Genomic DNA, 25,248 nt, shown 5'->3' on the forward strand with positions numbered 1-25,248 from the left:
CTTTAATTATTTCAACTTGGCAAGAAGTTACAGCTCGCCGGGGGAGAAGTTATCAACGGCTATCGCTTGTTTACGTAGCTCATTGGCTTGATTCATACGCTCTGCAACGGTTTCGTTTATCAAGTTTTTCTCTGCTGCTGCGGCAATTGCGCCCTCAAGTTCAAGTTTTTTGGCAATAGTGCCTTCTTTTTGCCATTTACGAAGCTGCTTAAAGTCTTCATGGGTGTCAATCATGGCTAAAAAGGCATTTTCCATGACACCCGTGCCTGCATTTTCATCAACATAACAAAGATGGGTTAATCTGTCTCTAAAGACCCCTGGTTTGCTCATGTGCTCACACATTGTTTGTGCTAACTCATCGCTTGGACGGTGGTAATGATTACCCAGAGGGAACACAATACGTTTTAGTAAAAAATTAACCACTGGGTTAGAGAAGTTTTTAAAGAAGCCATCGAATGCTTGACCAATGCAGAATAACGAATGCTCAACGGCATATTGCACAAATGGTAGGTCAGCTTGCTGACGCCCTTCATCTTCATAACGTTTCAATACACATGAAGCAAGGTATAAATGGCTAAGCACGTCACCTAAACGTGCCGAAATCATCTCTTTGCGTTTTAACTCACCGCCTAATACTAGCATCGCAACGTCAGTACAAAATGCTAAACCACGACTCATGCGACTTAACTGTTTATAGTAACCAGTGGTTGCGCCACAGACAGGGGCTTTAGCGAAGTAACTTCGCGTTAAACCGTGCACAAATGCCATACCTGCATTACTGCCTGCAAATAAAATATGTTGCAGTAGTAATGAGTCAAACTCTTTTAAAGCAACATCTTGGTCTTCCATTGCTGCTGCTTCCATTTCTTTTAAAACAAACGGATGACAACGGGTAGCGCCTTGACCAAATATCATCAAGTTACGAGTCAGAATATTTGCACCTTCAACGGTAATCGATACCGGGATCCCCATATAGCCATGGGCTAAATAGTTATTCGGCCCGACTTGAATACCTTTACCAGAATGAATGTCCATCGCGTCGTTCATAACTGTACGGCCCATTTCAGTCATATGGTACTTAGCTATAGCGGTAACCACAGATGGACTTAGTTTTAAATCAATCGCCCCTGCGGTCATTAGCCTCGCTGATTCTAAGGTGTAAGTTAAACCACCAATGCGAGCGAGTGCTTCTTGAACACCTTCAAATTGGCCAATCGACACACCAAATTGTTGGCGAACGGTTGCATAGGCTGATGTCATTCTTGAAGCCAAGTGACCTGTTGCCGTACTAAGTGCCGGTAACGAAATACCGCGGCCCGCACTTAAACATTCAACTAACATGCGCCAACCTCTACCTGCGCCCTTTTCGCCACCGATGATCCAATCAAGCGGAATAAACACATCTTTACCGTACGTTGTGCCATTCATAAATGCCATGTTTAACGGGTAATGACGCTCACCTGTTTGCACACCTTCGTGATCTGTCGGAATAAGTGCACACGTGATACCAAGCTCTTTTTTATCACCCAATAAACCTTCAGGATCGTACATTTTAAATGCAAGACCCAGTACTGTGGCGATTGGCGCAAGGGTGATATAACGTTTTGACCAGTTAAGTTTTAAGCCAATCACTTCTTCACCGTTATGCATGCCCTTACAAACCACCCCAGTATCAGGAATACTGCCTGCATCAGACCCAGCCTCAGGGCCCGTTAATGCAAAACAAGGCACATCATCGCCCTTAGCTAGGCTTGGCAACCAACGCTCTTGTTGCTCTTTGGTACCGTAATGAAGAAGCAATTCGCCAGGACCTAAGCTATTGGGGACCATAACGGTGACCGCAGCGGTTAAGCTCTTAGTGGCAATTTTCGATACAATGGTTGAATTAGCAATGGCTGAAAACTCTCGGCCACCAAATTCTTCAGGAATGATTAGTGCAAAAAATCCTTCTTTTTTTAGGTAGTCCCACACTTCTTTTGGTAGGTCTTTATCTTTTTGCACGATTTGATAATCATCAAGCATGGCTAGCAAAGTTTCGACTTGCTCACCCATAAATGCGCGCTCTTTTTCGCTGAGTTCAGGTTTAGGAAAACGATGCAGCTTTTGCCAATCAGGGTTACCACTGAATAACTCACCGTCCCACCAAACATCACCCGCTTCCATAGCTTCACGTTCTGTTTGCGATAACGGCGGCAAAACTTTTTTAAATAGTCTAAACGTAGGTCGTGTGACAAGATTGATGCGAATGTCTTTCACAGCAAAAATTACAATCACAGCAACTAGTAACAGAATGATTACGGTCGTCATTGTGCAATCCTTTTATTTTATTTAACTGGTTCAAGTATGACTGATCGTGCCATAAATACAACGTAAGCAGCGCTTACTTAGCTTGTTTTCAACTAGGCAGTTTGTTGTTTACTAAGACACTGCTATTATGCATGGGCAATAAATAACAATAAACTTCTAGGGAACGTTATGAAAAAGACTCCATTTAAGCTCAGCATCAGCGCGCTTATGGTCGCCAGTGCACTAGCACTTACAGGCTGTAATGATGACACTGCGAGCACTAAAACAACGACTGCTGAAGTCAAAACAAGCCAAGTAACCGCACAAGATGCCGCTAAATTTATCGCCGATACTGAAAAAGAATTAAGCGCGCTTTATTTAGAAGCAAGCCGTGCTGAGTGGATTTATGCCAACTTCATCACCCATGATACTGCTGAACTATCTGCTGAAGTAAATCGCAAAATGACAGAAGCTGTGGTTCGTCTTGCTAATGAAGCCGCAAAGTTCGATAGTTTAGAGCTTGATTACGATGCACGTCGTAAACTCGATAAACTTAAACTCGCACTTACCTTACCTGCTCCACAAGATGCTGAAAAAACAGCTAAGCTCTCACAATTAGTGGCTGAGCTAGGGGGTATTTATGGTAAAGGTAAATACTGTAAAGAAGATGGTAGCTGTTTAAGCCTTGGCGAGATGACTGCTAAAATGGCAACGAGCCGTGATTACAATGAATTGCTTGATTTATGGCAAGGCTGGCGACAAGTTTCAAAACCTATGCGCCCACTTTATGAGCAACAAGTTGCACTCACCAATGAAGGTGCAAAAGAGCTAGGTTATGCAGATACAGGTGCTATGTGGCGTAGTAAATACGACATGCCAGCCGATGATTTTGCAAAAGAACTCGACCGTATTTGGGGCCAAGTTAAACCGCTTTATGATTCATTACATTGTCATGTTCGTGCCAAGCTAGGTGAAAAATATGGCGAAGATAAAGTACCACAAGACCAGCCTATCCCTGCACACCTACTAGGTAATATGTGGGCACAAACGTGGGGTAACATTTACGATGTTGTTGCACCAGAAAATGCCGATCCTGGTTATGACGTAACAGAACTATTAGCTGAGCACGATTACGACGAACTTAAAATGGTACGTGGCGCTGAGAAGTTCTTCACCTCAATGGGTTTTGCGCCATTGCCAGATACCTTCTATGAGCGCTCGCTGTTCACTAAACCGCAAGACCGTGACGTACAATGTCATGCATCTGCATGGAATATTGATAGCAAAGATGATCTACGTATTAAAATGTGTATTCAACGCACAGGTGAAGAATTCTCTGTTATTCACCATGAACTAGGGCATAACTTCTACCAACGCGCCTACAACACACAGCCTATTTATTATCAAGAAAGTGCGAACGATGGTTTCCACGAAGCGATTGGTGACACCATTGCACTTTCTGTAACGCCGGGTTATTTAAAAGAAATTGGTTTATTAGACGACGTGCCTGATGAATCTAAAGATATCGGCCTGTTAATGAAAATGGCATTAGACAAAGTAGCATTTATCCCATTTGGTTTATTAGTAGACCAATGGCGCTGGAAAGTTTTCTCAGGTGAAGTAACGCCAGAGAACTACAACAAAGCGTGGTGGGAATTACGTGAAAAATACCAAGGTGTACAAGCGCCTATCGCACGTAGCGAAGCAGACTTCGATCCAGGTGCTAAGTATCACGTACCAGGCAACACGCCTTACACACGTTATTTCTTAGCGCACATTTTACAATTCGACTTCCACAGAAGTTTATGTGAAATTGCCGGTAACGAAGAAGCGATTCACCGTTGTTCTGTATACAACTCTGCTGAGGCTGGTGAAAAACTAAATGCTATGTTAGAAATGGGCTCAAGCCGCCCATGGCAAGAAGCACTTGCGACAATCACTGGTAAAGAAGAAATGGATGCAACAGCAATCTTAGATTACTTTGCACCGTTACAAAAATACCTTGATGAGCAAAATGAAGGCCGCCAGTGCGGTTGGTAATGATAAAAACGAAAAAGCCCGCATAATGCGGGCTTTTTTATATCATCAAATTAATGATTAAAACTGTAAGCTTAGGTTTGCAAAGTATGCATCGTAGTCTGAGTCATCCCAGTTGTTTGCATAACCAGCTTTTAAGCCAACGTTTTTATTAAAGAAGTGCTGAGCACCAAAGCTGTAGTCATCTTCTTTATTAAACGTTACAAATACCGATGTTGCTTTAGAGAAGTAGTAGTTAGAACCTAGCTCCCAAGATCTACCACTATCATCAGTATCAGCAATTGTACCTTCAATCGTTAGGTAATTACCTTGTTGAAGATCCATAAAGTATTTAGCGCTAACCGCACGATAATCAAACTCGTCGTCTGCTGTGAACGTGAAACCTAAGTAATCAGTGCTGTTAATTTGATGATTGTACTTAAGGTCGAACATTACATAGTTATCACCATCTTCAACGTCAGTGAAAGTCGCTTTTAGAAGAAGGTTAGGGTTAAAGAAGTAACCCGCAGACACATTGAATAAATCAGTGTCTGAACCGTAATCGTAATTGCTGTAACCCGCACCGATTACAAAATCTTGTACGAAGTACTCACCGCCGATGTTAGTCACATCACCAAAGTCATCATCTGCGTACGAACCAAACACGTTAGTTGTTCTGTTGATGTATTCAAACTGGTCGTATGGACCCATCGTTTTCTTTGGTGCGAAGTAATAAGTTGAATCAACACTTACAGTGTCGTTGCCATCGGTGTCCTTGTATCCTAAATGGCTGATTGATTGGTAACTATCCGCAGCAGTCGCGGCAGTTGACAGAAGCATACTCGAAATAATAACTGCTAACTTTTTCATAAACAGATTTCCCTATTAACATTGTTTCATTGCTGTTGAAAACTAGCCTGATGGCTAAGTTGGGCACATGCTAACGTCAGAAAACTGAATGGAAACTTAACTAAGCGTTTGTTTTTACTTGATTAATTGTAATAAAGTGTCGGTAAATGTAAAGAAAAAGTTGGCCAAAACTTTCATCTTTTAGCCAACTTTTAATAAAAAAACAAGATTTGTCAGTACTTTATAAAGCAAATTGACTTATAATTCTATAAACCTCATTAATGTTATCTCCTGCTTTAAAGTCTTTACTGATTGGCGTTGGATCTGAACCAACCCAAATTTTCAGTTCAGCATCTAGGTCAAAATGCCCGGCACTTTCTTTACTAAACTTAGTAATTTTTGAGTAAGCAATACTCAGCATTTCAACTTTAGAACCGGTAACACCTTGTTTATCTATGATAATTAATCTTTTATTAGTAAAGATGAACATATCACGAATAACTTTATAGGCTTTTTGAACTGTTTCACCATCAATCAATGTATTAGCAAGCAGCTCTTCTAAGTCGTCGTTATCGACTTCACTTGCATTACCCATTAATCCACTTAATAGACCCATAACTAGCTCTCCTTATGAAAAATTTGATTTTCGAGTGTGTGACCATTTACCAGTTGACGATACTGCCAACCTTGCTGATAACAAAATTGTAGAAGATTGATGTCAAAAGGCTCAGCGGTTTTCTCAAACTCGATCACATATTCTTTTGCTTGGCTCATATAAACATGATGTACATGGGCAAGACCAGCAAGCTTTGCTTCTACATCATCATAGTGTTGATTTAACTGCAGCGTAATAAAGTGTTTATTATCTTGCGTGCTAGAACGGGCTTGATGCTCACTTAACACCCCTTTATCGAGGTGTAAAACTTGTGAGCATAAACGCTCAAGTTCAGTTAAGTCATGGGAGCTTAAAATAAATGTTGCTTCGTTACTTAAAGAACTTACCAGCTCCCTTACCTCACGAGCATGAATTGGATCAAGGCCTGCAGTTGCTTCATCAAGCATCACTATTTCAGGTGAGCCAATTAATGCCTGTGCAATCGTCACTCGCTTACGCATACCATGAGAAAGATCATCTGGTCGTTGCTTAGCCACTTCTGATAAACCAACGAGCTCTAAAACACGAGCCGTTTCTTTTTTACGAACCGCACCACTGAGCCCTTGTAATTGACCATAAAAGTTAAGTTGATGCGCAATACTAAAACGAGGATCAAGCTGGGCATCTTGCGGTAACGCGGTTAGCTTACCAAATAACGCCGCACTGCCTGGGGTATACCCCATTACCGATAGCTTTCCTGAGCTAGGTAAAATATAGCCACATAACAAACTGAATAACGTTGTTTTACCTGCACCATTAGGACCAACTAGCGCTACCGGTGCCCCTTTGTTTATCTCAAAGCTGACGTTATCGAGCGCTCGCTTAGCCCCGTAGTTTTTTGACAAGCCTTGTGCTTGAATTAAAACGGTCATAATGAGCTCCTTGCAAAAATTCGTTCACCAGCAACCAGTAGCACTGCCGTTTGTAAAAGTGGTAAACCAAGAGCCAGTGTCACACCTGCACGTTGACCTGCCATTAAATCAAGTTGATAGCCCGGAAATATGTAATTTAAAACCTCAAATGCAGGCCATTGCCATGTTAGTAAGCCAATCACAATATTACCGCCAGCAAAAAACAAAATAGCCAAAACAAACGCAAGACGCGATGAACGGGCAAATGTATTTAAAAAGCTCATCAAGGCAATAAATGGCATAACTGCAACAAGCAAATAAAATAACAACATAAAGCTTCGCGATAAGCCAGAAAGCAGTAAACTTGGCTCACGATAGCCAAGCATTGCAACCGTTGCCATCAAGGTAACAAACAACAATGCAGCTAAAATGAGTAGCTGTCCTAAAAAGCGGCCAATAATAATTTCTGAACGAGTAGCTCTAAGTGATAAAAAGCGTAACGTACCTCGCTGTCTGTCGCCCACTGTTTGGTCACTACATAAAAACAAACAAAAGCTTGGGAAACTAAATAAGGCAACCAGCCAATAAACGGCAAGTTCAGATTCAGGCCAATCAAGTAATTTACTGATGCCAATGGCGCCAAATGCTTGCCTTGCAAAGTCGGCAAAATCAGGTGAGCTAATCAAGGTCACAGATTGGGCAATGGGATAGCGTAAAATTAGTAGCCAACAAATGGCAAAAGCGGTAACCGCCAACAAACCACGTTTGGTCAGAAATAGTCGTACCAGCTCAAATTGGGCAATTTGTGCAAGGCGTTTAGGATGTAACTGCGTCACTCATAATCCTTAATGAATTTTATTATTAGAATTACACTAAGTTGAAACAGCTTGAATTACCAGAAAAAAAAGACCCGACAAGCGGGTCTTATGTAACAAAGTATAAACTTTTAACCTAGAGGCGGCTTTCGTACACTGCAAGCGCTTGGTCAAGATCGGCAAGTAAATCAGCCACATCTTCAAGACCAATGTGTAGCCTTATTACCGGGCCTTGTGACCAACCTGTTTCAGAACGAAGCCCTTTCATGCTGAGGTTTGCCGTGACCAAGCTCTCATAGCCGCCCCAAGAAAAGCCCATTTTAAAATGGTGCAGGCTATCTAAAAACGCATCAATTGCTTGTTGATTACCCTGCTTCATTACAAATGAAAATAAGCCGTTGCTGCCATCAAAGTCTCGTTTAAAGAACTCATGACCCGGGCACGTTGCAAAAGCAGGATGGCGAATATGATCAACCAGTGGGTGTGTTTCAAGCCATTTAGCTACTTCGATGGCGGCTTGTTCATGCTGTTTTAAACGCACAGCCATAGTACGCAGACCACGTAGCGCTAAATAAGCATCATCAGCAGAGGTGCATTGCCCTAGTAGGTATGAATTTTCTCGAAGGGTTGGCCAATACTTTTTATTAGCGACCGCCACACCCATCATCACATCAGAGTGACCAACGATGTATTTTGTCGCTGCTTGAATACTAATATCAACGCCATGCTCAAGCGGTCTAAAATGCAGACCATTACCCCAGGTGTTATCTAGCATGGTCATTACACCGCGCTCATTAGCCTTAGCAACCATGGCTGGCACATCTTGCACTTCCATAGTGATTGAGCCAGGAGATTCTAAAAACAATACGCGAGTGTTATCTTTAATAAGCTCACTAATTCCTGCGCCAATTCCCGGTGGGTAATAGGTTGTTTCAATACCTAATCCAGCCAGTATTTTGTCGCAAAAATCACGGGTTGGCTCGTAAGCGGTATCCACCATTAAAATATGATCGCCTGTTTTTACAAACGATAGCAGCGCATTGCTTATTGCAGCCGCACCTGATGGATAGAGCGCACAGCCTTCGCCGCCTTCAAGTTCAGCAATCGCTTCTTGCAGAGCAAAATGTGTCGTCGTACCGCGACGGCCATAAAATAACGTTTTGTCGCCTCGTTTCTTCGCCGCTGCTTTTAAATCAGCCACTGAATCGAATACCACTGTTGATGCACGTTGCACCACAGGGTTCACAACCCCTTGTGTATATGCTTTTTTACGCCCTGCAGAGACGATTTGGGTATTTTTATTTGTCTTTGTCATAATTTGTCCAAGCTGTGCTTTACAGGTTGCGCCAGTGCTCAACCAAAAATCGAGAAATAGAATCTTGTCGGGTTAGTTTAAGGTGGCTGCCCTGCTCATGCCATTGGCCAAATTCATTAAGTTCAGCACGGCTAAACCATCTTGCATCGTCTAACTCGTCTTTATCTACCTGAATATCTTCTGAAACCGCTGTGGCCATAAAGCCAAACATGATTGATGATGGAAATGGCCAAGGCTGTGAAGCGATATATTGAATATCTGTCACCGCAACACCGGCTTCTTCCATGACTTCGCGGGCAACGGCCTGCTCTAGTGTTTCACCTGGGTCAACAAAACCAGCAAGAGTTGAAAAAACACCGTCAGGCCAGCTTGCTTGACGGCCTAGTAAGCAGCGCTCAACTCCATCTGAAAAGGTTTTAGTCACGATCATAATCACCGCAGGATCAGTTCGCGGAAAAGTTTGATGCTGGCAAGTTTGGTTCTCACATAAACGTGAATGCCCTGCTTCAACCATGTTATTTTCATGACCACAACGACCACAAAAACGGTGCGTTGCGTGCCAAAAACACAAGCCCCTTGCCAGTGCGGCAATCGAGCCTTGTTTTAGCTCAACTTGTGGGCCTAACTTGCGAATATCAACAAATTCAGCGCCATTAAGCATAGGCTCAATGAGTGAGTCTGGAACATGGCTGACATCTAAAGCAAAATGCGCCACATCATCGTCGTCTAAACCCAATAAAATGCCTTTTGATAAATCGAGATGATCCACTTGAGATAAGCGTAAATAACACACTTCAGGACTGTCTTTAACAAATAAACTTTGATTGTTATTGACCAATAACCAGCGACTCTGAGAATTCATTTGAGCCTTTAACCACTTTGGATCTTTACGGCGATTTGATGCACGATCCAATGGCATTTGAGAGTAATTCAGCATGGCGTTCCTTGAAAATAGTTTACTCGCTAAAACTACCATAAGCGGATAATAAACCCAATTTATTACAGGCATAAAAAAAGCCCAAACTGGGCTTTTTTATTCTCTCTCACAATTTTACAAGGTCGCTAGATGCGCTTGTAGTTTTTGGTTCTCAGCTTCAATATGCTGATAGAACTCTAAATCTTCTAATTTACTCGCGGCAGCTTTATCAATGATGATCACCGCATCTTTATGAAGTTGCAGTGCTGAAGCTGGGCATTTAGCCATTAACGGGCCTTCTACCATGGCATGAACGGCATCCGCTTTACTTGCACCCGTTGCTAAAAGCACAACTTTTTTGGCTTCTAAAATAGTGCCAATGCCCATAGTGATTGATAAATGCGGTTGATATTCGCCTTCTGCAAAAAATCGTGCATTGTCTTCAATCGTCGCTTTCGTCAGTGTTTTTACACGGGTGCGTGATGTCAAACCTGATGAAGGTTCGTTAAAACCGATGTGACCATTACGGCCAATACCAAGTAGTTGTACGTCAACACCACCAGCCGCTGTGATTTTTTGCTCATATTCAGTACAAGCAACAAGCGGATTTACTGCATCACCCGGCGGTACATGGGTGTTTTGTTTGTCGATATCAACATGGTTAAACAGCTGCTCATTCATAAAGTAACGGTAACTTTGAGGATGCTCGCCAGTTAAACCTAAGTATTCGTCTAAGTTAAATGTTGTCGCTTGGCTAAACGAAATATCGCCAGCTTTATTTTTTTCGATCAGTTGTTGGTACAAAGCAACAGGTGTTGAACCTGTGGCAAGACCGAGTACCGAGGCTGGTTTTTTTAGTAATTGTTTAGCAAAGATGTTGGCACCATACGCTGCAACTTGGGCTGCATCATCAAGAATCACTATTTGCATATCGATTAGCTCTAATTATAAGTTGGAAAAAAATGGGACCTAAAACCCAACCCCACGTGCAATCGAGCTGGGTTTTAGATCAAACCACTGCCAGGATACGATGCAGTAGCTACAACCATTATGACAACGCTGTCATTATCACTTCTAGTTTTATCTTTGTAAAGTAAAAGTGAATAAAAAATTACTCTTTCTGTTAGTGTTTAATAATTATCAAACACTAACAAAGATCTTACGACGATACATCCAATGCAATACCAGCATTTGTACTGCTAATAACGCAATCACCGCCATCAGGGGTTGCCATGCCTCTGGCACAGCTCGAACCACCCCACCAAATACGCTTTGGCTTACATAACCCCAATTCACTAGACTTGACGCTAAATAAATAATAATCGAGTTTGCACCTATGATCACAAATGGATACGCAGCGCGTTGCCCCGGTAAAATATCAACCAGTGCATAAAATACGGCGAGCAATATGGCACTCCAGCCAACGGTCACAAGCACAAATGAGCTGGTCCAAAGTTCTTTATTTACTGGGAACTGTAAATCCCATAACCAGCCTAAGCATACACTTACCACACCTGCGGCGAACAATAAGGCGGTCATTTTCCACTCGCCAATTTGCTGAGCACGTGCCACTAATTGACCTGCAAACACGCCCATTAATGCATTAACTATCGCAGGGATATTCGACAACACACCTTCTGGGTCTACTACACGGTTTTGATAACTAATCCCCGGCAGTAAGTGTGCATCAAACCATGCATTCCAACTCCCTGCTGCTGAAAGGTCACCAGCACTGCCACCCGGCACTGGAACAAAACAAAGTAGTAACCAATACCCCACTAAAATAGCCGCAGCGGTAATAATTTGTGTTCGTAAACCAGTATGCCAAACCAACATTGCACAGAAGAACCACGCAATAGCGATGCGGCCAAGCACACTGGCATAGCGAATTTCATCTAACGCCATCGGCATCCCTGTGCCCCAGCCGTGGTTATACAAAATACCCAATAAACACAATAGTAAAAGACGTTTACCCGCCTTACGGTAATACACTTTGCGCTCATCAAACGGTAAATGGTCAATGCGTTTCGGGGCTAACCCCATCGCAACACCCGATAAGAATATAAACAATGGGAAAATCAGATCGTAAAATGTGAAGCCATGCCAAACGCTGTGCACTGTGTGTGCTTCAAAAACTTTCCAGCCAGTCCAGCCAGTTAAAACGAAGAGCGCTGCGAATAGTGACTGTCCGCCTAATATCCAAAACATATCCATGCCGCGCAGTGCATCCAGCGATGCCAAACGTTTTCTTGTTGGTTGTGTTGTTGTCATTGTATTACCTTAAATAGAAAAAGCCCCGCGATACAACGGCGGGGTTTTTACCAGGGAAGCTTGTTATAGCGCTTTTCCAGCAATAAAGGTGGCTTGTACATTTTGCTGTGCGTCTAACACTACAAAGTCAGCGTCAAACCCGTTCAGTAAGCGACCTTTTTTATGTAAACCTAAATATTGTGCAGGATAAAGTGATGCCATACGTAAGCTCTCAGCAAGGCTAACATCCAATGTGTTCACTGTGTTGCGCACCGCACTTGCCATATCAAGTACGCTGCCTGCTAATTCACCGGTCGTTGAATTTAATCTATCGCCAGTACGAATAACTTTACGGCCATCAAAGAAATCAAACTCCATATCATCAGTCCCCACAGGTGGCATTGCATCTGTGACTAACATAATTTTTCCGCGCTGTTTGCTGCGAATTGCTAATTTAGCTGATGATGGGTGTACATGGTGACCATCAACAATTAAACCGCACCAGCTGTTATCATCCCAAAGTGCAGCACCCACAACACCAGGCTCTCGCGATGTAAATGCTGACATAGCATTAAATAAGTGGGTAAAACCATCTGCCCCTGCAGCAAGTGCTGCATTTGTGGTCGCAAAGTCTGCATTGGTGTGGCCAATTGATACTTTTACACCACACTCAACCAAGCGCGCGATATCATCAGCACTGACATTCTCAGGTGCTAAGGTAACCATTTTAATGCCTAAGTCTTGGCGGGCATAAATTGCAAATTCTTGCTCTGTAATAGGGCGAATAAATTGCTCGCTGTGGGTGCCTTTTTTCGGCAATGAAAGGTGCGGTCCTTCGAAGTGCACACCCATTACGCCCGGAACACCTTCAGCAATTGCTTGTGCAGTTGCATCGGCCGCTTTTGCCATGACTTCGACTTGGTCAGTGATCAGGGTTGGCATAATCGCTGTTGAACCAAACTGACCATGTGCTTTGGCTATTCTATCTAAGCAATCTGGCGTTTGTTCAGCGTTAAAAAACGCCCCGCCACCGCCATTCACTTGTACATCAATAAAACCGGGGGCCACTAACCCCGTTAATGCAACGGCATTAGCATCTGCTTCCACACGCTTGAACACACCGTTATCGACGCTAAAATACACATCAGATAAAAATTCGTCACCGGTAAACAATGAACTTGCATGATAAATCGTCATTACAAACTTACCTCTTGGTTTTGTTCAAGGACAGATTGCTGAGCAAAATACACCGCGCCCATTTCCGGTGGTTGAATAGGAGATTCAACGCGTTTCGCAATATCTTCTGCAAGCCACTTATTTAATGGCTCGGCTAAACCGCCAATCATAGATAACCGTGGCGGGTTATTCTCTAATAAGCGCTGCGCTAATTTACTAACGTAATCAGCCCCTTCTTTCACAATGGAGATAGCAACTTTGTCATTATTATTGGCTGCTTCAAATACATAACGGGCTAATTTGGCAAAACTACTCGAAGGCTGACCAGACATTTGTTCAACAATTGCCATCGCATTGTCAGCTGCAAAATGCTCGGTGATCACGTTAGTTAGGTTTGTTGCTTCGCCTAGGCCATCAAGGTCTAACAAGGTCGCTTTTATTGCTTCAAGACCCATCCAGGCGCCGCTGCCTTTATCACCTAAGGCAAAGCCATGACCACCAAAGTTAGTTGTGCGACCATTTACACATGAGAAACCACATGAGCCAGTGCCTGTGATGATCACCGCACCATCACTCCCTTCGTGTGCACCGATACAGGCTGTATGTAAGTCGGTGGTGAGGAACATTTGTTTGAATGGATGCTCCCATTCCATAATCTTGTCGTACAAACTTGGCAGGTTTACACCTGCTAAACCTAAGCCGGCATAAAGCTGATGAACGGTTTCAAGCGGTAAACCCGCATCACGAAGTGCTAATTGTGTTGAGACCATAATTGATTCGAGAGTACGTTCCAAACCATGTAATGGATTTGCAGGACCACCTAGGCCAGTTCCTAATACACCTTGTTTAACAGAGTAGATAGTTGCTCGACATTTCGTTCCGCCACCATCAATACCAATAAACAATTGGTCCTCATTCACACTCTTCGCCATCATTTAACGACCCCTAGCCTTCGTTTAGTTTTTGTCTAAATCGCATTATTTTTCTTATCAGAATGCGAAATCATCTCAACCTTTGTTGATTTAATGTTACACAACAAATGACAGCGTTGTCATTATATTTTTTATAAAAATTCGTATAACTTTCATATTTATTTTTAATTAATTGAATTAAAACGCTTTATTTAACAGACAAGAAAATTAGAAACCACATCAACAATGTCCTATAACACCTTTATTTATGCTTTTTTGCATAATTTAGTGCGTTGTGCGTGACTATTCCTTTATTTATCATCAAGTGTAGCTAATGTTAGCTTAGCTGAAATAATACTTTAGTTAAACATTTTATTTTTATAGGAATATTTTTTCACCTTGATAGTAGCAGTGAATCGTCAATACAATGAAATTCAGCAGCAGATTGCTTTAAAATATCAGCGGTGAGGTGCTCTGCCCCATAGACATCACACGGTAGCTGATACTTATTCGCTAAGTGACCAAGTAATAATGCAAAATCACCATCACCCGAAAGTAATACCATTTTATCGAGCTGCTTAGCATGCTCTAGCATGTCAATGGTAATGCCAACATCCCAATCCCCTTTCGCACTGCCATCTTTGCGCTGAATAAAAGGTTTCAGTTTTACCTCAAAGCCAATTGCGCGCAGAATATTTTGAAACTGCGATTGCTTTTCATCGCCACGATATATTGCATACGCAATGGCGCAATCAATTTGGTAGAGTTCGCTCATTTGTGCCCAAAAGGCATTGTAGTCAAAGTTTTTCTTGTAGCTTTCTCTACAGGTGTAATAAATGTTTTGTACATCTACAAAGATACCGACTTTTGGCTTATCAACTGCTGACATAAATTTTCTGTTTTTAGTGATTTGTGTTCACTGTAGCATATCTAGGTTGATATTTACGAAAAAGTAACCTAAATTGGTTACATAAAACAAAGTAACCAAATTTGGTTACTTATTGCGATGTAACTAAATTAAGTTACTTAATCTAAGGGATCATAATGATTGCGGTGATCAGCGGTGATTTAATTAAATCACAAAAAATTCCACAGCAAGAATACGACGCCATGCTTTATCAGCTTGATCAAAGCTTGCGCTTTGTTGCTAAGCGCTTTAATGCAAGCTTTACCATTTACCGTGGCGATGCATTGCAAGTACAGCTAACAGAGCCTGAGCTTGTATGTCATGCAGCCATCTTGTTGTATTTGCAAATGAAGGCAGCCAATTATGAGCTGCGACAAAGCTTGGCTATTGGCTCACTCGATAACCCCCGCGCCGATATTAAAACAGCCACAGGTAGTGCTTATACTTTATCTGGCCGTGGTTTAGATAACATGAGCCAACAACGCTTAGTGTTAAATATTGAAAATAACACCCTTGAAGAAGCCTTTGCGCTTAATATTGCGCTTGTTGAAGTCCTGCTTGAAAAAATGAGTCAAAAGCAGGCCAATGCCCTGTTTTATTATTTAACCGCTGAGAACAACAGCCATGCAGAGCTTGCCAAAGAGCTTAATACTAGCCGAGAGAATGTCACTAAGTTACTCAACCTAGCGCATTATCAACTTATCGAACGTTTTATAAATTACAGCCAAACCACACTCCAAGGATTGTTATGACCAGTTTTGCTCTATTACTCACCGCATTAGTATTGGGCCACTTACTTGCAGACTTTTATTGGCAGCCAATGAGCTGGGTACACGACAGAAACAACCGTCATTTTCGTGCCAGTAAACTCTATTTGCACGTATTAACACACGGCGTGACCTCTTTAGCAGTGCTAACACTGTGGGAATACACTTACGGCTGGCAAGAGTTCTCTCGTGTATTGTTAGCAACGGTTGCAATTATGCTAAGCCACTATGTCATTGACTTGGCAAAGTCATATTCAAGTAAAGGCGTAGTGCCGTTTTTACTCGACCAGTTGGCGCATCTTGTTGTGATTGTAATGCTAAGCATTTGGCTTAGTGATAAGAATGAATTTTATAGCTTAGCGTGGCAAAAGCTGATTGCCCTCGATACCTTGTTTGTTATTGCAGCTTATTTATTGGTGCTTAACCCAAGCTCTGTGTTTATCCGCATGATGCTAGAGAAAATCAATATTCAGATAAACAATGAAGGCAGTATTCCTGCCGCGGGGCATTTTATTGGCTTGCTCGAGCGAGTGTTAATGTTGAGCTTTATCTTGTTAGGTGAATACGGCGGCGTGGGCTTTCTGCTAGCGGCCAAGTCTATCTTTCGATTTGGTGATTTAAAAGAAAGTAGCGAAAAACAACTCACTGAGTATGTCATGCTGGGCACTTTATTAAGTGTCACCGTGACACTCTTTATTGGTGTCGCTACCTTATATTGCATTAAACTCGTTTAATCGCTTAGAAAAACAAAAACGCGCAATTGCGCGTTTTTTGTTTTAACTGCTATTAACTATCCGCAGCGGGTTTACGTCTTGGGCGAGATGGCCCCGATACACGCTGGCGATTACCCGCAGGTTTATTACCTGCTGGTTTAGTGCTATTCGATTTTTTCCCGTTGTTAGCGCCTTTTTGGTTTTGGCCCTGCTCTTTACCCTTACCCTGCCACTTACCTTGTGAAGGTCGCTTTTGCGATTTAGGGTTTGGCTTTTGTGCAGGTTTTGCTGCACCTTGACCATCTTGAGCTGGTGCTTTTGGCTTTTTCGGTTTCTTTGGTTTTTTCGGCTTGATTGGACGCGTATCTAGTGGCCTTTCAGCAACTGGTTTGCTTGGCTCAAAGCCTGCTTCGGTTGCACGCGGAATAAGCTCACCAATAAATCGCTCAATACCATATAAATCGTCGGCATCATCTACTGTTACAAACGAAATAGCATGGCCCGATGCACCCGCTCGGCCTGTACGGCCAATACGGTGTACGTAATCTTCATAAATATTCGGTAAATCGTAGTTAACAACGTGCGGTAGCTCAACAATATCAAGACCACGGGCAACGATATCAGTTGCAACTAGTACGCGCACTTCACCGGATTTAAAGCCTTCGAGTGCTTTAACACGAGCGCCTTGCGATTTATTACCATGAATCGCAGCGCCGACAATATCATCGCGTTCAAGCTGCTTAACTAAACGGTTTGCACCATGCTTGGTACGGCAAAATACTAATACTTGTTGCCAATCATTAGTACGGATCAAGTGGCTAAGCAATGCTGTTTTACGTGATTTATCTACCGCATAAACAGATTGAGCAACCGTTTTAGCTGTGGTGTTTTTTGCCGCGACTGAAATTTCAACGGGGTCGTTAATGAGCCCTTTTGCAAGTTCACGAATTTCATCAGAGAAAGTCGCTGAGAACATCAGGTTTTGACGTTTAGCAGGCAATTTAGCAATGATACGTTTGATGTCATGAATAAAGCCCATATCAAGCATACGGTCGGCTTCATCAAGGATCAGCACTTCTAAATCATCAAACTTAACAGCATTTTGATTGTGTAGGTCTAATAAACGACCAGGTGTGGCTACTAAAATATCAACACCTTTACGAAGGCGCATCATTTGCGGGTTAATTTTAACGCCGCCATAAACAACAAATGAGCTAACATTTGAATGCTTAGCATATTGCTCAACATTTTCGCTTACTTGTAAAGCCAGCTCACGGGTTGGTGCCAATACTAATGCACGTACTTTGTTGCCACCCGCTTTAGGGCCTTTTGACAAACGCTCAATTAACGGCAGCGTAAAACCTGCAGTTTTACCTGTGCCAGTTTGCGCTGCGGCCATAACATCACGGCCTTCAATGATCGCAGGGATAGCTTGTGATTGAATAGGCGTAGGTGCTTCATAGCCCTTTTCTAAAACTGCATTTACTAAAGCTGGTGATAAACCTAACCCATCAAAACTCATACTATCTCTCTTTAAAAATTTCAGCCGATTCGGCGAAGTGCGCGCATTATACCTAGGATAGTCAATAATGCATGGAATTATTTGCAAACTAACATTTAATGCTGATTAGCAGACAAATTTCAGGCATAAAAAAAGCGGCTCAAATGCCGCTTTGTCTTATATACCCAAATCACCTCAAGGTGGTTCGGGTATAACCAATCTTTACTTGACACCAAGTTCGCGTAAACGCTCTTGTAAGTAGCTGTCTGCTGTGTAGCGCTCAGAAAGCACAACATCAGGACGCGGGTGTAAGAATAGTGGTAACGAAATACGTGATTTCGTTGACGCTTTACCCGTTGGGTTGATCACACGGTGAATCGTTGATGGAAAGTAACCACCTGACGCTTCTTGTAACATGTCACCAATATTGATGATCAGGTTACCAAAATCACATGGTACGTCTAACCAACCACCATCTGTTTTTTGTACTTGTAAACCTGGCTCATTCGCCGCAGGTAATACAGTTAGTAGATTGATGTCGCCATGCGCTGCTGCACGGATTGCACCTGGCTCTTCATCACCTGTCATTGGTGGGTAATGAAGAATACGCAGAAGTGTTTGCTCAGAGTTAGCAATCATATCTTTAAGGTCGATAGAGAACTTAGCGCGCACCTCTTCTGGTGCTTCAGCTTGAACCCAGCTTAATAATGTTGCTGCAAACTCATTCGCTAAACGGTAGTACTCACGGATTTCTTCTTCTAGCTGTGCTGGAACGCGGCCTTTTGGATAAACGTGGTAGTACTCTTTAATATCTTTAACGGTAAAGCCTTTTGCAACTTCTGACACTGATGGTGGGAAGTAACCATCTTGTGTTTCTTTTGAAAATAAAAACTCGTGCTTTTGCTCAGAATTAAAGAATTCTTGCCAATTTTTGTAAATAGACTCAACTAATGACTGAGGGATTGGGTGATTTTTTAGTACACCGAAACCTGTGTTTCTTAGTGACTCAACAAATTGAGCGGCCGCATCGCTCACTTTATAATCAACGGTAGGTAAATGTTGCATTTGTCTTTTCCAGTGAATAAGGTTCAAGAAGTCTGTGCTAAGCATAGCATTTCTTCATTATAGCGCTTCGCGAGGATAGAGAAACACAGGTAAAAACATAAGGACTTATGTCCGCTCCACCTTGCTTAGCTCCTTAACTTTGATACAGATCAAGCAACAAATCATTTGCTATTTATTAGCAAGTAAAAATGCGTTGAGCTCTTTACTCATTCGTTCTACAAGCGCTTTTGGGCCACCATCATACATATCGTTATGGCGCGAATCTTTAAGCTTAATTTGCGTCACTGGGTACATAGCAAGTTCTTGCGGCGTTAGCAATACGTTGTCATCTGCTGGGTAATCGCTACCGCGTAGTGTCAGTACAGCAATATTTTTGTTTCTTGGGGTCAGCATCCGACGATGATCAAGGGTGATCAGCTTAGCCACCTTAGCAGGATAAATAGCGGCATATAACGCTGCAATATCACCGCCATTTGAGTGCCCAAATAAAGTGAGCTGATTAAAGTCATACGCAGGGTATCGCTTTGCAAGTTCTACGGCTAAAAACTCAAGGGTTTGTACACCGCGGTGCCAGTTTTCCATACGGGTGGTCATGTAGGGTGGCTCAGGGTTTAAACTCGGATCGCCTTTTAACTCATGAGCCACTTCAACCGTTAAGTAACCATGCTGATGAAAGGCCTGCTGGGCAAATTGATAGTCTGTATGTGCCATACCATAGCCTGCCCCAATAAACGCCACGGGGCATTTCTTCTTTATCGTGCATTTGCTATCGGCTGTTGTAATGGTCACCGGAATATGGCGTGCCCGCTCAGTATCAAACAGTGTCTCTGTTTGATTTGCAAAGGCTGTTTGCCCGCAAAGCGTTAAAGCGAGCAATAGCGCCGGCTTTTTAATATTTAACATGCTAATTTGAATTCTAAGCTACGTTTAACCATCGGCCACTCACCATCAATAATTGAAAACACCACGGTGTCGCGTACGCATCCATCGGCCATAATTTGGTGATTACGAAGCACCCCATCTTGTTTCGCTCCTAAGCGAGCAATGGCATTGCGCGAAGCCTGGTTATGCCAATGGGTACGAAACTCAACAGCAATCACATTAAGTGTTTCAAATGCATAACTCAGTAGCAGTTTTTTACATTCAGTATTAACTCCAGTACGCTGAAAACGCTTGGCATACCAGGTATAGCCAATTTCTAAACGGCGGTTTTTACTGTCGATATTACAAAAGCGAGTTGAGCCTATCACCTCATCGGTGTGTTTATCGATGACAGCAAATGGTATTGCGCGACCAAGTGACTGTTGTTCAAACGCCATATTTAAATAATCGTCAACACGTTCTTCATTGGGCACTGAGGTAAACCAAAGCTCCCAAAGCTTTCCATCTGAAGCGGCGTTTACTAAAGCATCACGGTGCTCAAGCGTTAACGGCACTAATTTAACAAATTGACCTTCTAAGGTGATGGGGCTTAAATCCATAACTTTCCTTAACCTTAATTAGTAATAATATTTAATCCACCAGCTCTATATCGAGCCCTGCTAATAAATCCAAAGCGGCATAACGTTCAAATTTGGCCTTACTGATATTGTTAGCTGTTATATCAATGGCGAAATGACTGGCACCAATAAAATTAGCTTTACTGAGGTTAGTTTGTTGAAACAAGCTGTCACGAAAGTCCGTATCAGTAAAATCAGCAGATGTAAAATCTGCATGTCTAAAATCAACATCTTTGGCAAAACAGCTACGCATTTTTAAAGCTTTTAAACTAAGTTCAAAAAAGCTGCTGTGGCTAAGTTCACAGCCAACAAAACTCACTGGAGCACGGCTGGCGAGTAGCGGCCAATCAACATCAGTAAAACGAACACTGGTTAATTTACACTGTTTAAAGCTTACTTCTTCAAGCGAGGTGTATCTAAGCCCAAGCGCAGCTAAATTACAATTTTTAAACTCACACTCTATAAACCGGCAGTTTTCAAACTGACTATTGCTAAAGTCACAGTCAATAAATTCACATTGCTCAAATTCGCAATGCGAAAATGTTTGCCCTGCAAGGTTTGCTTCAAAGGTGTGCTCAAAATAAAGGGAATGGCTTGCGATCACGCGGTGGTCTCAATATCTTGTTTAAGCGCAAGTACAGCAATAAAAATAAGACCAAACAATTGAATTAACGCTAGTAACCCACCAATAACGGCCACCATGATAGGCGTGGAGGTTTTGCGCTTACCCAAGAAATAGCTGATAGCGGCAAACACAGGGATTAAAATAACAATTATTTGCCCGATTAAAGTTGCATTGATATTCATACTCTTTCCTTGAAGAACATACTAAATATTCATTTAAGCACAAAAAAACCCTAAGGCATACACCTTAGGGTTTTCGTTGATCAGCTTATAAATTATTCAGCGTCTTTCGCTACAACATCAATTGCAAGCTCAGTTAATGCATCGGCATTTGCTTTGCTTGGTGCATCTGTTAATAAACATGATGCTTGCGTTGTTTTAGGGAAAGCAATAACGTCACGAATATTATCAGTACCGCATAGCAGCATAACTAAGCGGTCAAGACCAAACGCAAGACCCGCATGCGGTGGCGTACCATATTTAAGTGCATCAAGTAAGAAGCCAAACTTGTCTTGCTGCTCTTGCGCTTCGATACCTAAAATTCTAAATGCTGTTTCTTGCATTTCTGCATTGTGAATACGTACCGAACCACCACCAACTTCGTAGCCGTTTAATACCATGTCGTATGCATCTGATAGTGCACCAGCTGGGTTTGCTTCAAGCTCTTCAGGAGAAATACCTTTTGGTGCAGTGAATGGGTGGTGAACCGCATGCAATGTACCTTCGTCGTCTTCTTCGAACATTGGGAAGTCAACAACCCATAATGGTTTCCAGCTATCTAAATCAGTAATACCTAAATCAACACCAATCTTAAGACGTAGCGCGCCCATCGCTTCGTTTACAACGTTACGCTTATCAGCACCAAATAAAATGATGTCGCCAGATTGTGCGTTAGTACGCTCAAGTAATTGGTTGATCACTTCTTCGTTTAAGAACTTAGCGATTGGTGATTGTACACCTTCAACGCCCGCTGCACGGTCGTTCACTTTCATCCATGCTAGGCCTTTCGCGCCATAGATACCGATGAATTTAGTGTAATCGTCGATTTGTTTACGAGAAAGCTCAGCACCGCCTGGTACAGTTAATACAGCAACACGGCCTTTTTCGTCATTAGCAGGACCAGAGAATACTTTAAACTCAACGTCTTTTACTAAATCAGCAACGTCTACAAGTTGCATTGGGTTACGTAGGTCTGGTTTATCAGAACCATATAAACGCATTGCTTCGCTGTATGGCATTACTGGGAAGTCGCCTAGGTCAACGTCTAGTAATGATTGCCACATTTCGCGGATCATTTTCTCAGTCATTGCACGCACTTCATCAGAGCTCATGAATGACGTCTCTAAATCGATTTGTGTGAATTCTGGCTGACGGTCAGCACGTAAGTCTTCGTCACGGAAACATTTAACAATTTGATAGTAACGGTCAAAGCCCGACATCATTAATAATTGTTTAAATAACTGTGGTGACTGAGGTAAAGCGTAGAAGCTACCTTTGTGAACACGGCTAGGTACTAAGTAGTCACGGGCACCTTCAGGTGTTGCTTTTGTTAGTACTGGTGTTTCGATATCTAGGAAACCGTTGTCATCTAAGAAACGACGCACAAAGCTACTCGCTTTTGCACGAAGTTTGATACGGTCGCTCATTTCAAGACGACGTAAATCTAAGTAACGGTATTTTAAGCGGCGCTCTTCAGAGTTTTGCTGATTAAAATCAAGTGGTAATGGCTCTGAACGGTTGATGATAGTTAAGCTTGTGCCTAAAATTTCAACTTCACCTGTTGCCATGTCTTTATTTACTTGGCTATCAGGGCGTGCGCGAACAACACCTTTTAACTGCACACAAAACTCTTGACGTAGTTTATTCGCAGTATCCATTAATCCTTCTACTTCAGGATCAAAAACAACTTGTACTAAACCTTCTCTGTCACGTAAATCGACGAAGATAAGACCACCAAGGTCACGGCGTTTGTTGATCCAACCACATAGTTCAACTTCTTGATCTACGTGAGATTTATTTAGCTGTCCGCAATATATAGAGCGCATAGTATTCCTGTCAGTTAAAGACTTATAGCCGCCTGCTCTTAAGAGTTCGCTATTTTGAGAGCAAAAGCCACTATACAAAGTAATCATTTAAGGCAGAGCATTATACCCAAACCATCGCAAAATGCGAGTGCCAGCAGTGCCTGTCGGGGGCTAAATATACACCCCGACTTCTGAGCAAACATTTCTTTTGATACACTAGCTAAAGTTTAAATTTATTGGTTGGTTTAATGCTGTATTTAGGTTGTCCGCAGTGGTCTAGCACCGCATGGAAAGGAAATTTACTCTCTAGTCACTGTAAAAGCGCCGACATGCTCAGTGAGTATGCGCAATCTTTTAATTCAGTCGAGGGCAACACCAGTTTTTATGCTGATCCAAGTCATGAGTCATTATTGCGCTGGCATGATGCGGTACCCGAAGACTTTAAATTTACGTTTAAGTTTCATCGGCGTTTTAGTCACGAATTACAACTGACGAATATAACTAGTGAGCTTAATGCGTGGCTAAACTTATTTGAGCCAATTTTTGCTAAAACGGGGCAAATCATGTTACAGCTACCCCGCGCCTTTGGCCCAGATGCTCTCCCCCTTCTTGCTAATTTTATTGCACAACTCCCCAAGCAACTTAGTTACGGTGTGGAAGTACGTCATCCCGGCTTTTTTAATAAGGATGATGCTGAGATTCGTTTAAATCAGCTGTTAATTGAAAATAATATAGACCGCATCAGTATGGATACCCGCGCTTTGTTTGCTGTTCCCGCCGATACCGATGCACTCATTGATGCGCAAAAGAAAAAGCCTTATTTACCTGTGCATGCCATTGCAACAGGAAATCAGCCTATGCTGCGCTTTGTGATTGCCAATCTTGAACATGAATACAAGTCGTATTACCAGCCATGGCTGAAAAAAGTAAAGCAATGGCTTGATGAAGGAAAATCACCCTATTTGTTTTTCCATACCGCAGATAATCGCCAGTCGCCACTTTTAGCAAGACAGTTTTGCCAAGATTTAGGTTACAATCACCCCGTGCTTGCACCTTTTATAGGTGAACGCGAAGCAAGCCAAAGCAGTTTATTTTAGCGCCCGATTTATCAGAGAAAACATGAAAGATTACAGCCGTTATTTTCAAGGTTACCCGCCGCACATCATTGAGCAAGTGTTACAGCTATTTAATGGCGACAGAGCTGCTAACTACCTAAAGGGCAAATACCCTGATGCCCATAGCATTACCAGCGATAAAGCTTTATACAATTACGCCACTGAACTAAAAAAGCGCTACCTTAAAAATGCCCTGCCTTTTGGTCGTGCCGCATTCAAAAAACAAGGCGATATGGTTACAAATGCCTTAGGTACCCATACTTTTCGTATGCAAGGTAAAACCCGAAAACACGATCTTGCCATTAATAGCGACCTGCTTCGCGCACCTGAACCACTTCTCAAAGCACTTGTCGTACATGAGCTGGCTCACTTTAAAGAAAAAGACCACAACAAAGCCTTCTATCAACTTTGCTGCCACATGGAGCCGCAATATCATCAACTAGAACTGGATTTAAGAATATTCAGTGTGCTGGTAGGTGAAGGGAAAAATCCTTACTAAAGATATTAGTAAAAATAATATGAAATCTAATACCAAAATAGACTGTTTACTTGAGCTTTTTTATAACATCATCACTAAAGAGCATTAGAATCAATGCACCTTCGCAAAGAGTAAGTAAATAGCCAATAGATGCATCAAAATACATTGTTACATATAACCCAAGAATGTAAGGGCTCACAAGAAAGTTAAAGGCGATCAGTGAACAAAATAACCACTTTGCTAATTTTTTGTATAAATAAAGACCAAGCAGACTTAATACATATACCATAGAGTAAATGTATGGAAACGAGCTTTGAGGTTCAATGATTCCACCTGTTCCTGAAGCAGATAATAAGTGAGAAATGTCTTCAGAGTAAATATATTGCCAAATATAAGGTAAGAAAAAAAAAGTCGTATATAAAACTGCTGTAACCAGCACAGTAAACTGAAAATATCTAGTCATGTTTCTCTTGCCAAAAATTTTAAACTTAATATTTACAATAATTAAGTTATTG

Annotated in this window: 25 protein-coding genes; 5 read left to right on the forward strand and 20 right to left on the reverse strand. The window is 42.1% G+C overall.

Features of this window, described 5'->3' with window-relative positions; all coding sequences use genetic code 11:
• Positions 1-27 precede the first annotated feature (27 nt).
• On the reverse strand, positions 28-2,307 hold the full coding sequence (locus L1266_RS02860) for an acyl-CoA dehydrogenase (RefSeq protein ID WP_235376811.1): 2,280 nt from the start codon (positions 2,305-2,307) through the stop codon (positions 28-30).
• Between the two features lie 168 nt (positions 2,308-2,475).
• On the opposite strand from L1266_RS02860, the gene L1266_RS02865 reads away from it, so the two are divergent.
• Entirely contained in the window at positions 2,476-4,326 is a 1,851-nt protein-coding gene (locus tag L1266_RS02865; RefSeq protein ID WP_054551565.1) for a M2 family metallopeptidase, read from the forward strand.
• A 57-nt stretch (positions 4,327-4,383) separates the two neighbouring features.
• On the opposite strand, the gene L1266_RS02870 is transcribed toward L1266_RS02865, so the two are convergent.
• The 11 genes from L1266_RS02870 to L1266_RS02920 form a co-directional block, all read right to left on the reverse strand.
• Entirely contained in the window at positions 4,384-5,172 is a 789-nt protein-coding gene (locus L1266_RS02870; protein ID WP_235376812.1) for a putative porin, read from the reverse strand.
• A 220-nt stretch (positions 5,173-5,392) separates the two neighbouring features.
• Positions 5,393-5,767, reverse strand: a complete 375-nt coding sequence (locus L1266_RS02875) for a PH domain-containing protein (RefSeq protein ID WP_054551567.1) — start codon at positions 5,765-5,767, stop codon at positions 5,393-5,395.
• Positions 5,768-5,769: 2 nt separating this feature from the next.
• Positions 5,770-6,678 carry an ABC transporter ATP-binding protein gene (locus tag L1266_RS02880; protein WP_054551568.1) on the reverse strand — a complete coding sequence of 303 codons (909 nt, stop codon included), beginning with the start codon at positions 6,676-6,678 and terminating at the stop codon, positions 5,770-5,772.
• Positions 6,675-7,493 carry an ABC transporter permease gene (locus tag L1266_RS02885; protein WP_235376813.1) on the reverse strand — a complete coding sequence of 273 codons (819 nt, stop codon included), beginning with the start codon at positions 7,491-7,493 and terminating at the stop codon, positions 6,675-6,677. The genes L1266_RS02880 and L1266_RS02885 overlap by 4 nt, the downstream gene beginning before the upstream one ends.
• A 115-nt stretch (positions 7,494-7,608) precedes the next feature.
• Positions 7,609-8,787 (reverse strand): cystathionine beta-lyase, encoded by a 1,179-nt coding sequence (locus tag L1266_RS02890; protein ID WP_235376814.1) that lies wholly within the window; start codon positions 8,785-8,787, stop codon positions 7,609-7,611.
• Between the two features lie 19 nt (positions 8,788-8,806).
• Positions 8,807-9,724 carry an NAD(+) diphosphatase gene (nudC, locus tag L1266_RS02895; RefSeq protein WP_138601666.1) on the reverse strand — a complete coding sequence of 306 codons (918 nt, stop codon included), beginning with the start codon at positions 9,722-9,724 and terminating at the stop codon, positions 8,807-8,809.
• Between the two features lie 114 nt (positions 9,725-9,838).
• Positions 9,839-10,633: a glucosamine-6-phosphate deaminase gene (nagB, locus tag L1266_RS02900; RefSeq protein WP_063705946.1), complete on the reverse strand. Its 795-nt coding sequence runs from the start codon at positions 10,631-10,633 to the stop codon at positions 9,839-9,841.
• A 210-nt stretch (positions 10,634-10,843) separates the two neighbouring features.
• Positions 10,844-11,974, reverse strand: coding sequence for a transmembrane glucosamine N-acetyltransferase NagX (nagX, locus tag L1266_RS02905; protein ID WP_235376815.1), 1,131 nt, complete (start codon positions 11,972-11,974; stop codon positions 10,844-10,846).
• A 63-nt stretch (positions 11,975-12,037) separates the two neighbouring features.
• Positions 12,038-13,150 carry an N-acetylglucosamine-6-phosphate deacetylase gene (nagA, locus tag L1266_RS02910; RefSeq protein WP_235376817.1) on the reverse strand — a complete coding sequence of 371 codons (1,113 nt, stop codon included), beginning with the start codon at positions 13,148-13,150 and terminating at the stop codon, positions 12,038-12,040.
• Positions 13,150-14,064, reverse strand: a complete 915-nt coding sequence (gene nagK / locus L1266_RS02915; protein WP_119852015.1) for an N-acetylglucosamine kinase — start codon at positions 14,062-14,064, stop codon at positions 13,150-13,152. Before nagK ends, nagA begins: the two co-directional genes overlap by 1 nt.
• Before the next feature lie 370 nt (positions 14,065-14,434).
• Positions 14,435-14,929, reverse strand: a complete 495-nt coding sequence (locus tag L1266_RS02920) for a LabA-like NYN domain-containing protein (RefSeq protein ID WP_054551576.1) — start codon at positions 14,927-14,929, stop codon at positions 14,435-14,437.
• Between the two features lie 155 nt (positions 14,930-15,084).
• On the opposite strand from L1266_RS02920, the gene L1266_RS02925 reads away from it, so the two are divergent.
• A complete protein-coding gene (locus L1266_RS02925) occupies positions 15,085-15,699 on the forward strand; it encodes a hypothetical protein (protein WP_235376818.1) in 615 nt (204 codons plus the stop codon).
• Entirely contained in the window at positions 15,696-16,448 is a 753-nt protein-coding gene (locus tag L1266_RS02930) for a DUF3307 domain-containing protein (RefSeq protein ID WP_235376819.1), read from the forward strand. Before L1266_RS02925 ends, L1266_RS02930 begins: the two co-directional genes overlap by 4 nt.
• A 52-nt stretch (positions 16,449-16,500) precedes the next feature.
• On the opposite strand, the gene L1266_RS02935 is transcribed toward L1266_RS02930, so the two are convergent.
• The 7 genes from L1266_RS02935 to aspS form a co-directional block, all read right to left on the reverse strand.
• Positions 16,501-17,949, reverse strand: a complete 1,449-nt coding sequence (locus L1266_RS02935) for a DEAD/DEAH box helicase (protein ID WP_235376820.1) — start codon at positions 17,947-17,949, stop codon at positions 16,501-16,503.
• A gap of 201 nt (positions 17,950-18,150) precedes the next feature.
• Positions 18,151-18,993, reverse strand: a complete 843-nt coding sequence (locus L1266_RS02940) for an isopenicillin N synthase family dioxygenase (RefSeq protein WP_235376821.1) — start codon at positions 18,991-18,993, stop codon at positions 18,151-18,153.
• A gap of 168 nt (positions 18,994-19,161) precedes the next feature.
• A complete protein-coding gene (locus L1266_RS02945; RefSeq protein ID WP_187490771.1) occupies positions 19,162-19,896 on the reverse strand; it encodes an alpha/beta hydrolase in 735 nt (244 codons plus the stop codon).
• On the reverse strand, positions 19,890-20,474 hold the full coding sequence (locus L1266_RS02950; protein ID WP_187490770.1) for a GNAT family N-acetyltransferase: 585 nt from the start codon (positions 20,472-20,474) through the stop codon (positions 19,890-19,892). Before L1266_RS02950 ends, L1266_RS02945 begins: the two co-directional genes overlap by 7 nt.
• A gap of 31 nt (positions 20,475-20,505) precedes the next feature.
• Positions 20,506-21,096: a pentapeptide repeat-containing protein gene (locus L1266_RS02955; protein WP_235376822.1), complete on the reverse strand. Its 591-nt coding sequence runs from the start codon at positions 21,094-21,096 to the stop codon at positions 20,506-20,508.
• Positions 21,093-21,299 (reverse strand): hypothetical protein, encoded by a 207-nt coding sequence (locus tag L1266_RS02960; protein ID WP_235376823.1) that lies wholly within the window; start codon positions 21,297-21,299, stop codon positions 21,093-21,095. Before L1266_RS02960 ends, L1266_RS02955 begins: the two co-directional genes overlap by 4 nt.
• A gap of 92 nt (positions 21,300-21,391) precedes the next feature.
• Positions 21,392-23,161, reverse strand: coding sequence for an aspartate--tRNA ligase (aspS, locus tag L1266_RS02965; RefSeq protein ID WP_166339426.1), 1,770 nt, complete (start codon positions 23,159-23,161; stop codon positions 21,392-21,394).
• A 227-nt stretch (positions 23,162-23,388) separates the two neighbouring features.
• Between aspS and L1266_RS02970 the strand changes: the two genes are divergently transcribed.
• The gene (locus L1266_RS02970; protein WP_235376824.1) at positions 23,389-24,237 is read left to right on the forward strand and encodes a DUF72 domain-containing protein; all 849 of its coding nucleotides are present in this window, start codon (positions 23,389-23,391) and stop codon (positions 24,235-24,237) included.
• A 22-nt stretch (positions 24,238-24,259) separates the two neighbouring features.
• Complete coding sequence (locus L1266_RS02975) at positions 24,260-24,754, forward strand: M48 metallopeptidase family protein (protein ID WP_175079048.1); 495 nt, start codon at positions 24,260-24,262, stop codon at positions 24,752-24,754.
• 46 nt (positions 24,755-24,800) lie between these two features.
• On the opposite strand, the gene L1266_RS02980 is transcribed toward L1266_RS02975, so the two are convergent.
• Positions 24,801-25,196, reverse strand: coding sequence for a hypothetical protein (locus L1266_RS02980; protein ID WP_054551587.1), 396 nt, complete (start codon positions 25,194-25,196; stop codon positions 24,801-24,803).
• Positions 25,197-25,248 lie beyond the last annotated feature (52 nt).

This window comes from Pseudoalteromonas sp. Cn5-37 (assembly GCF_021532495.1).
Classification (GTDB): domain Bacteria; phylum Pseudomonadota; class Gammaproteobacteria; order Enterobacterales; family Alteromonadaceae; genus Pseudoalteromonas; species Pseudoalteromonas simplex.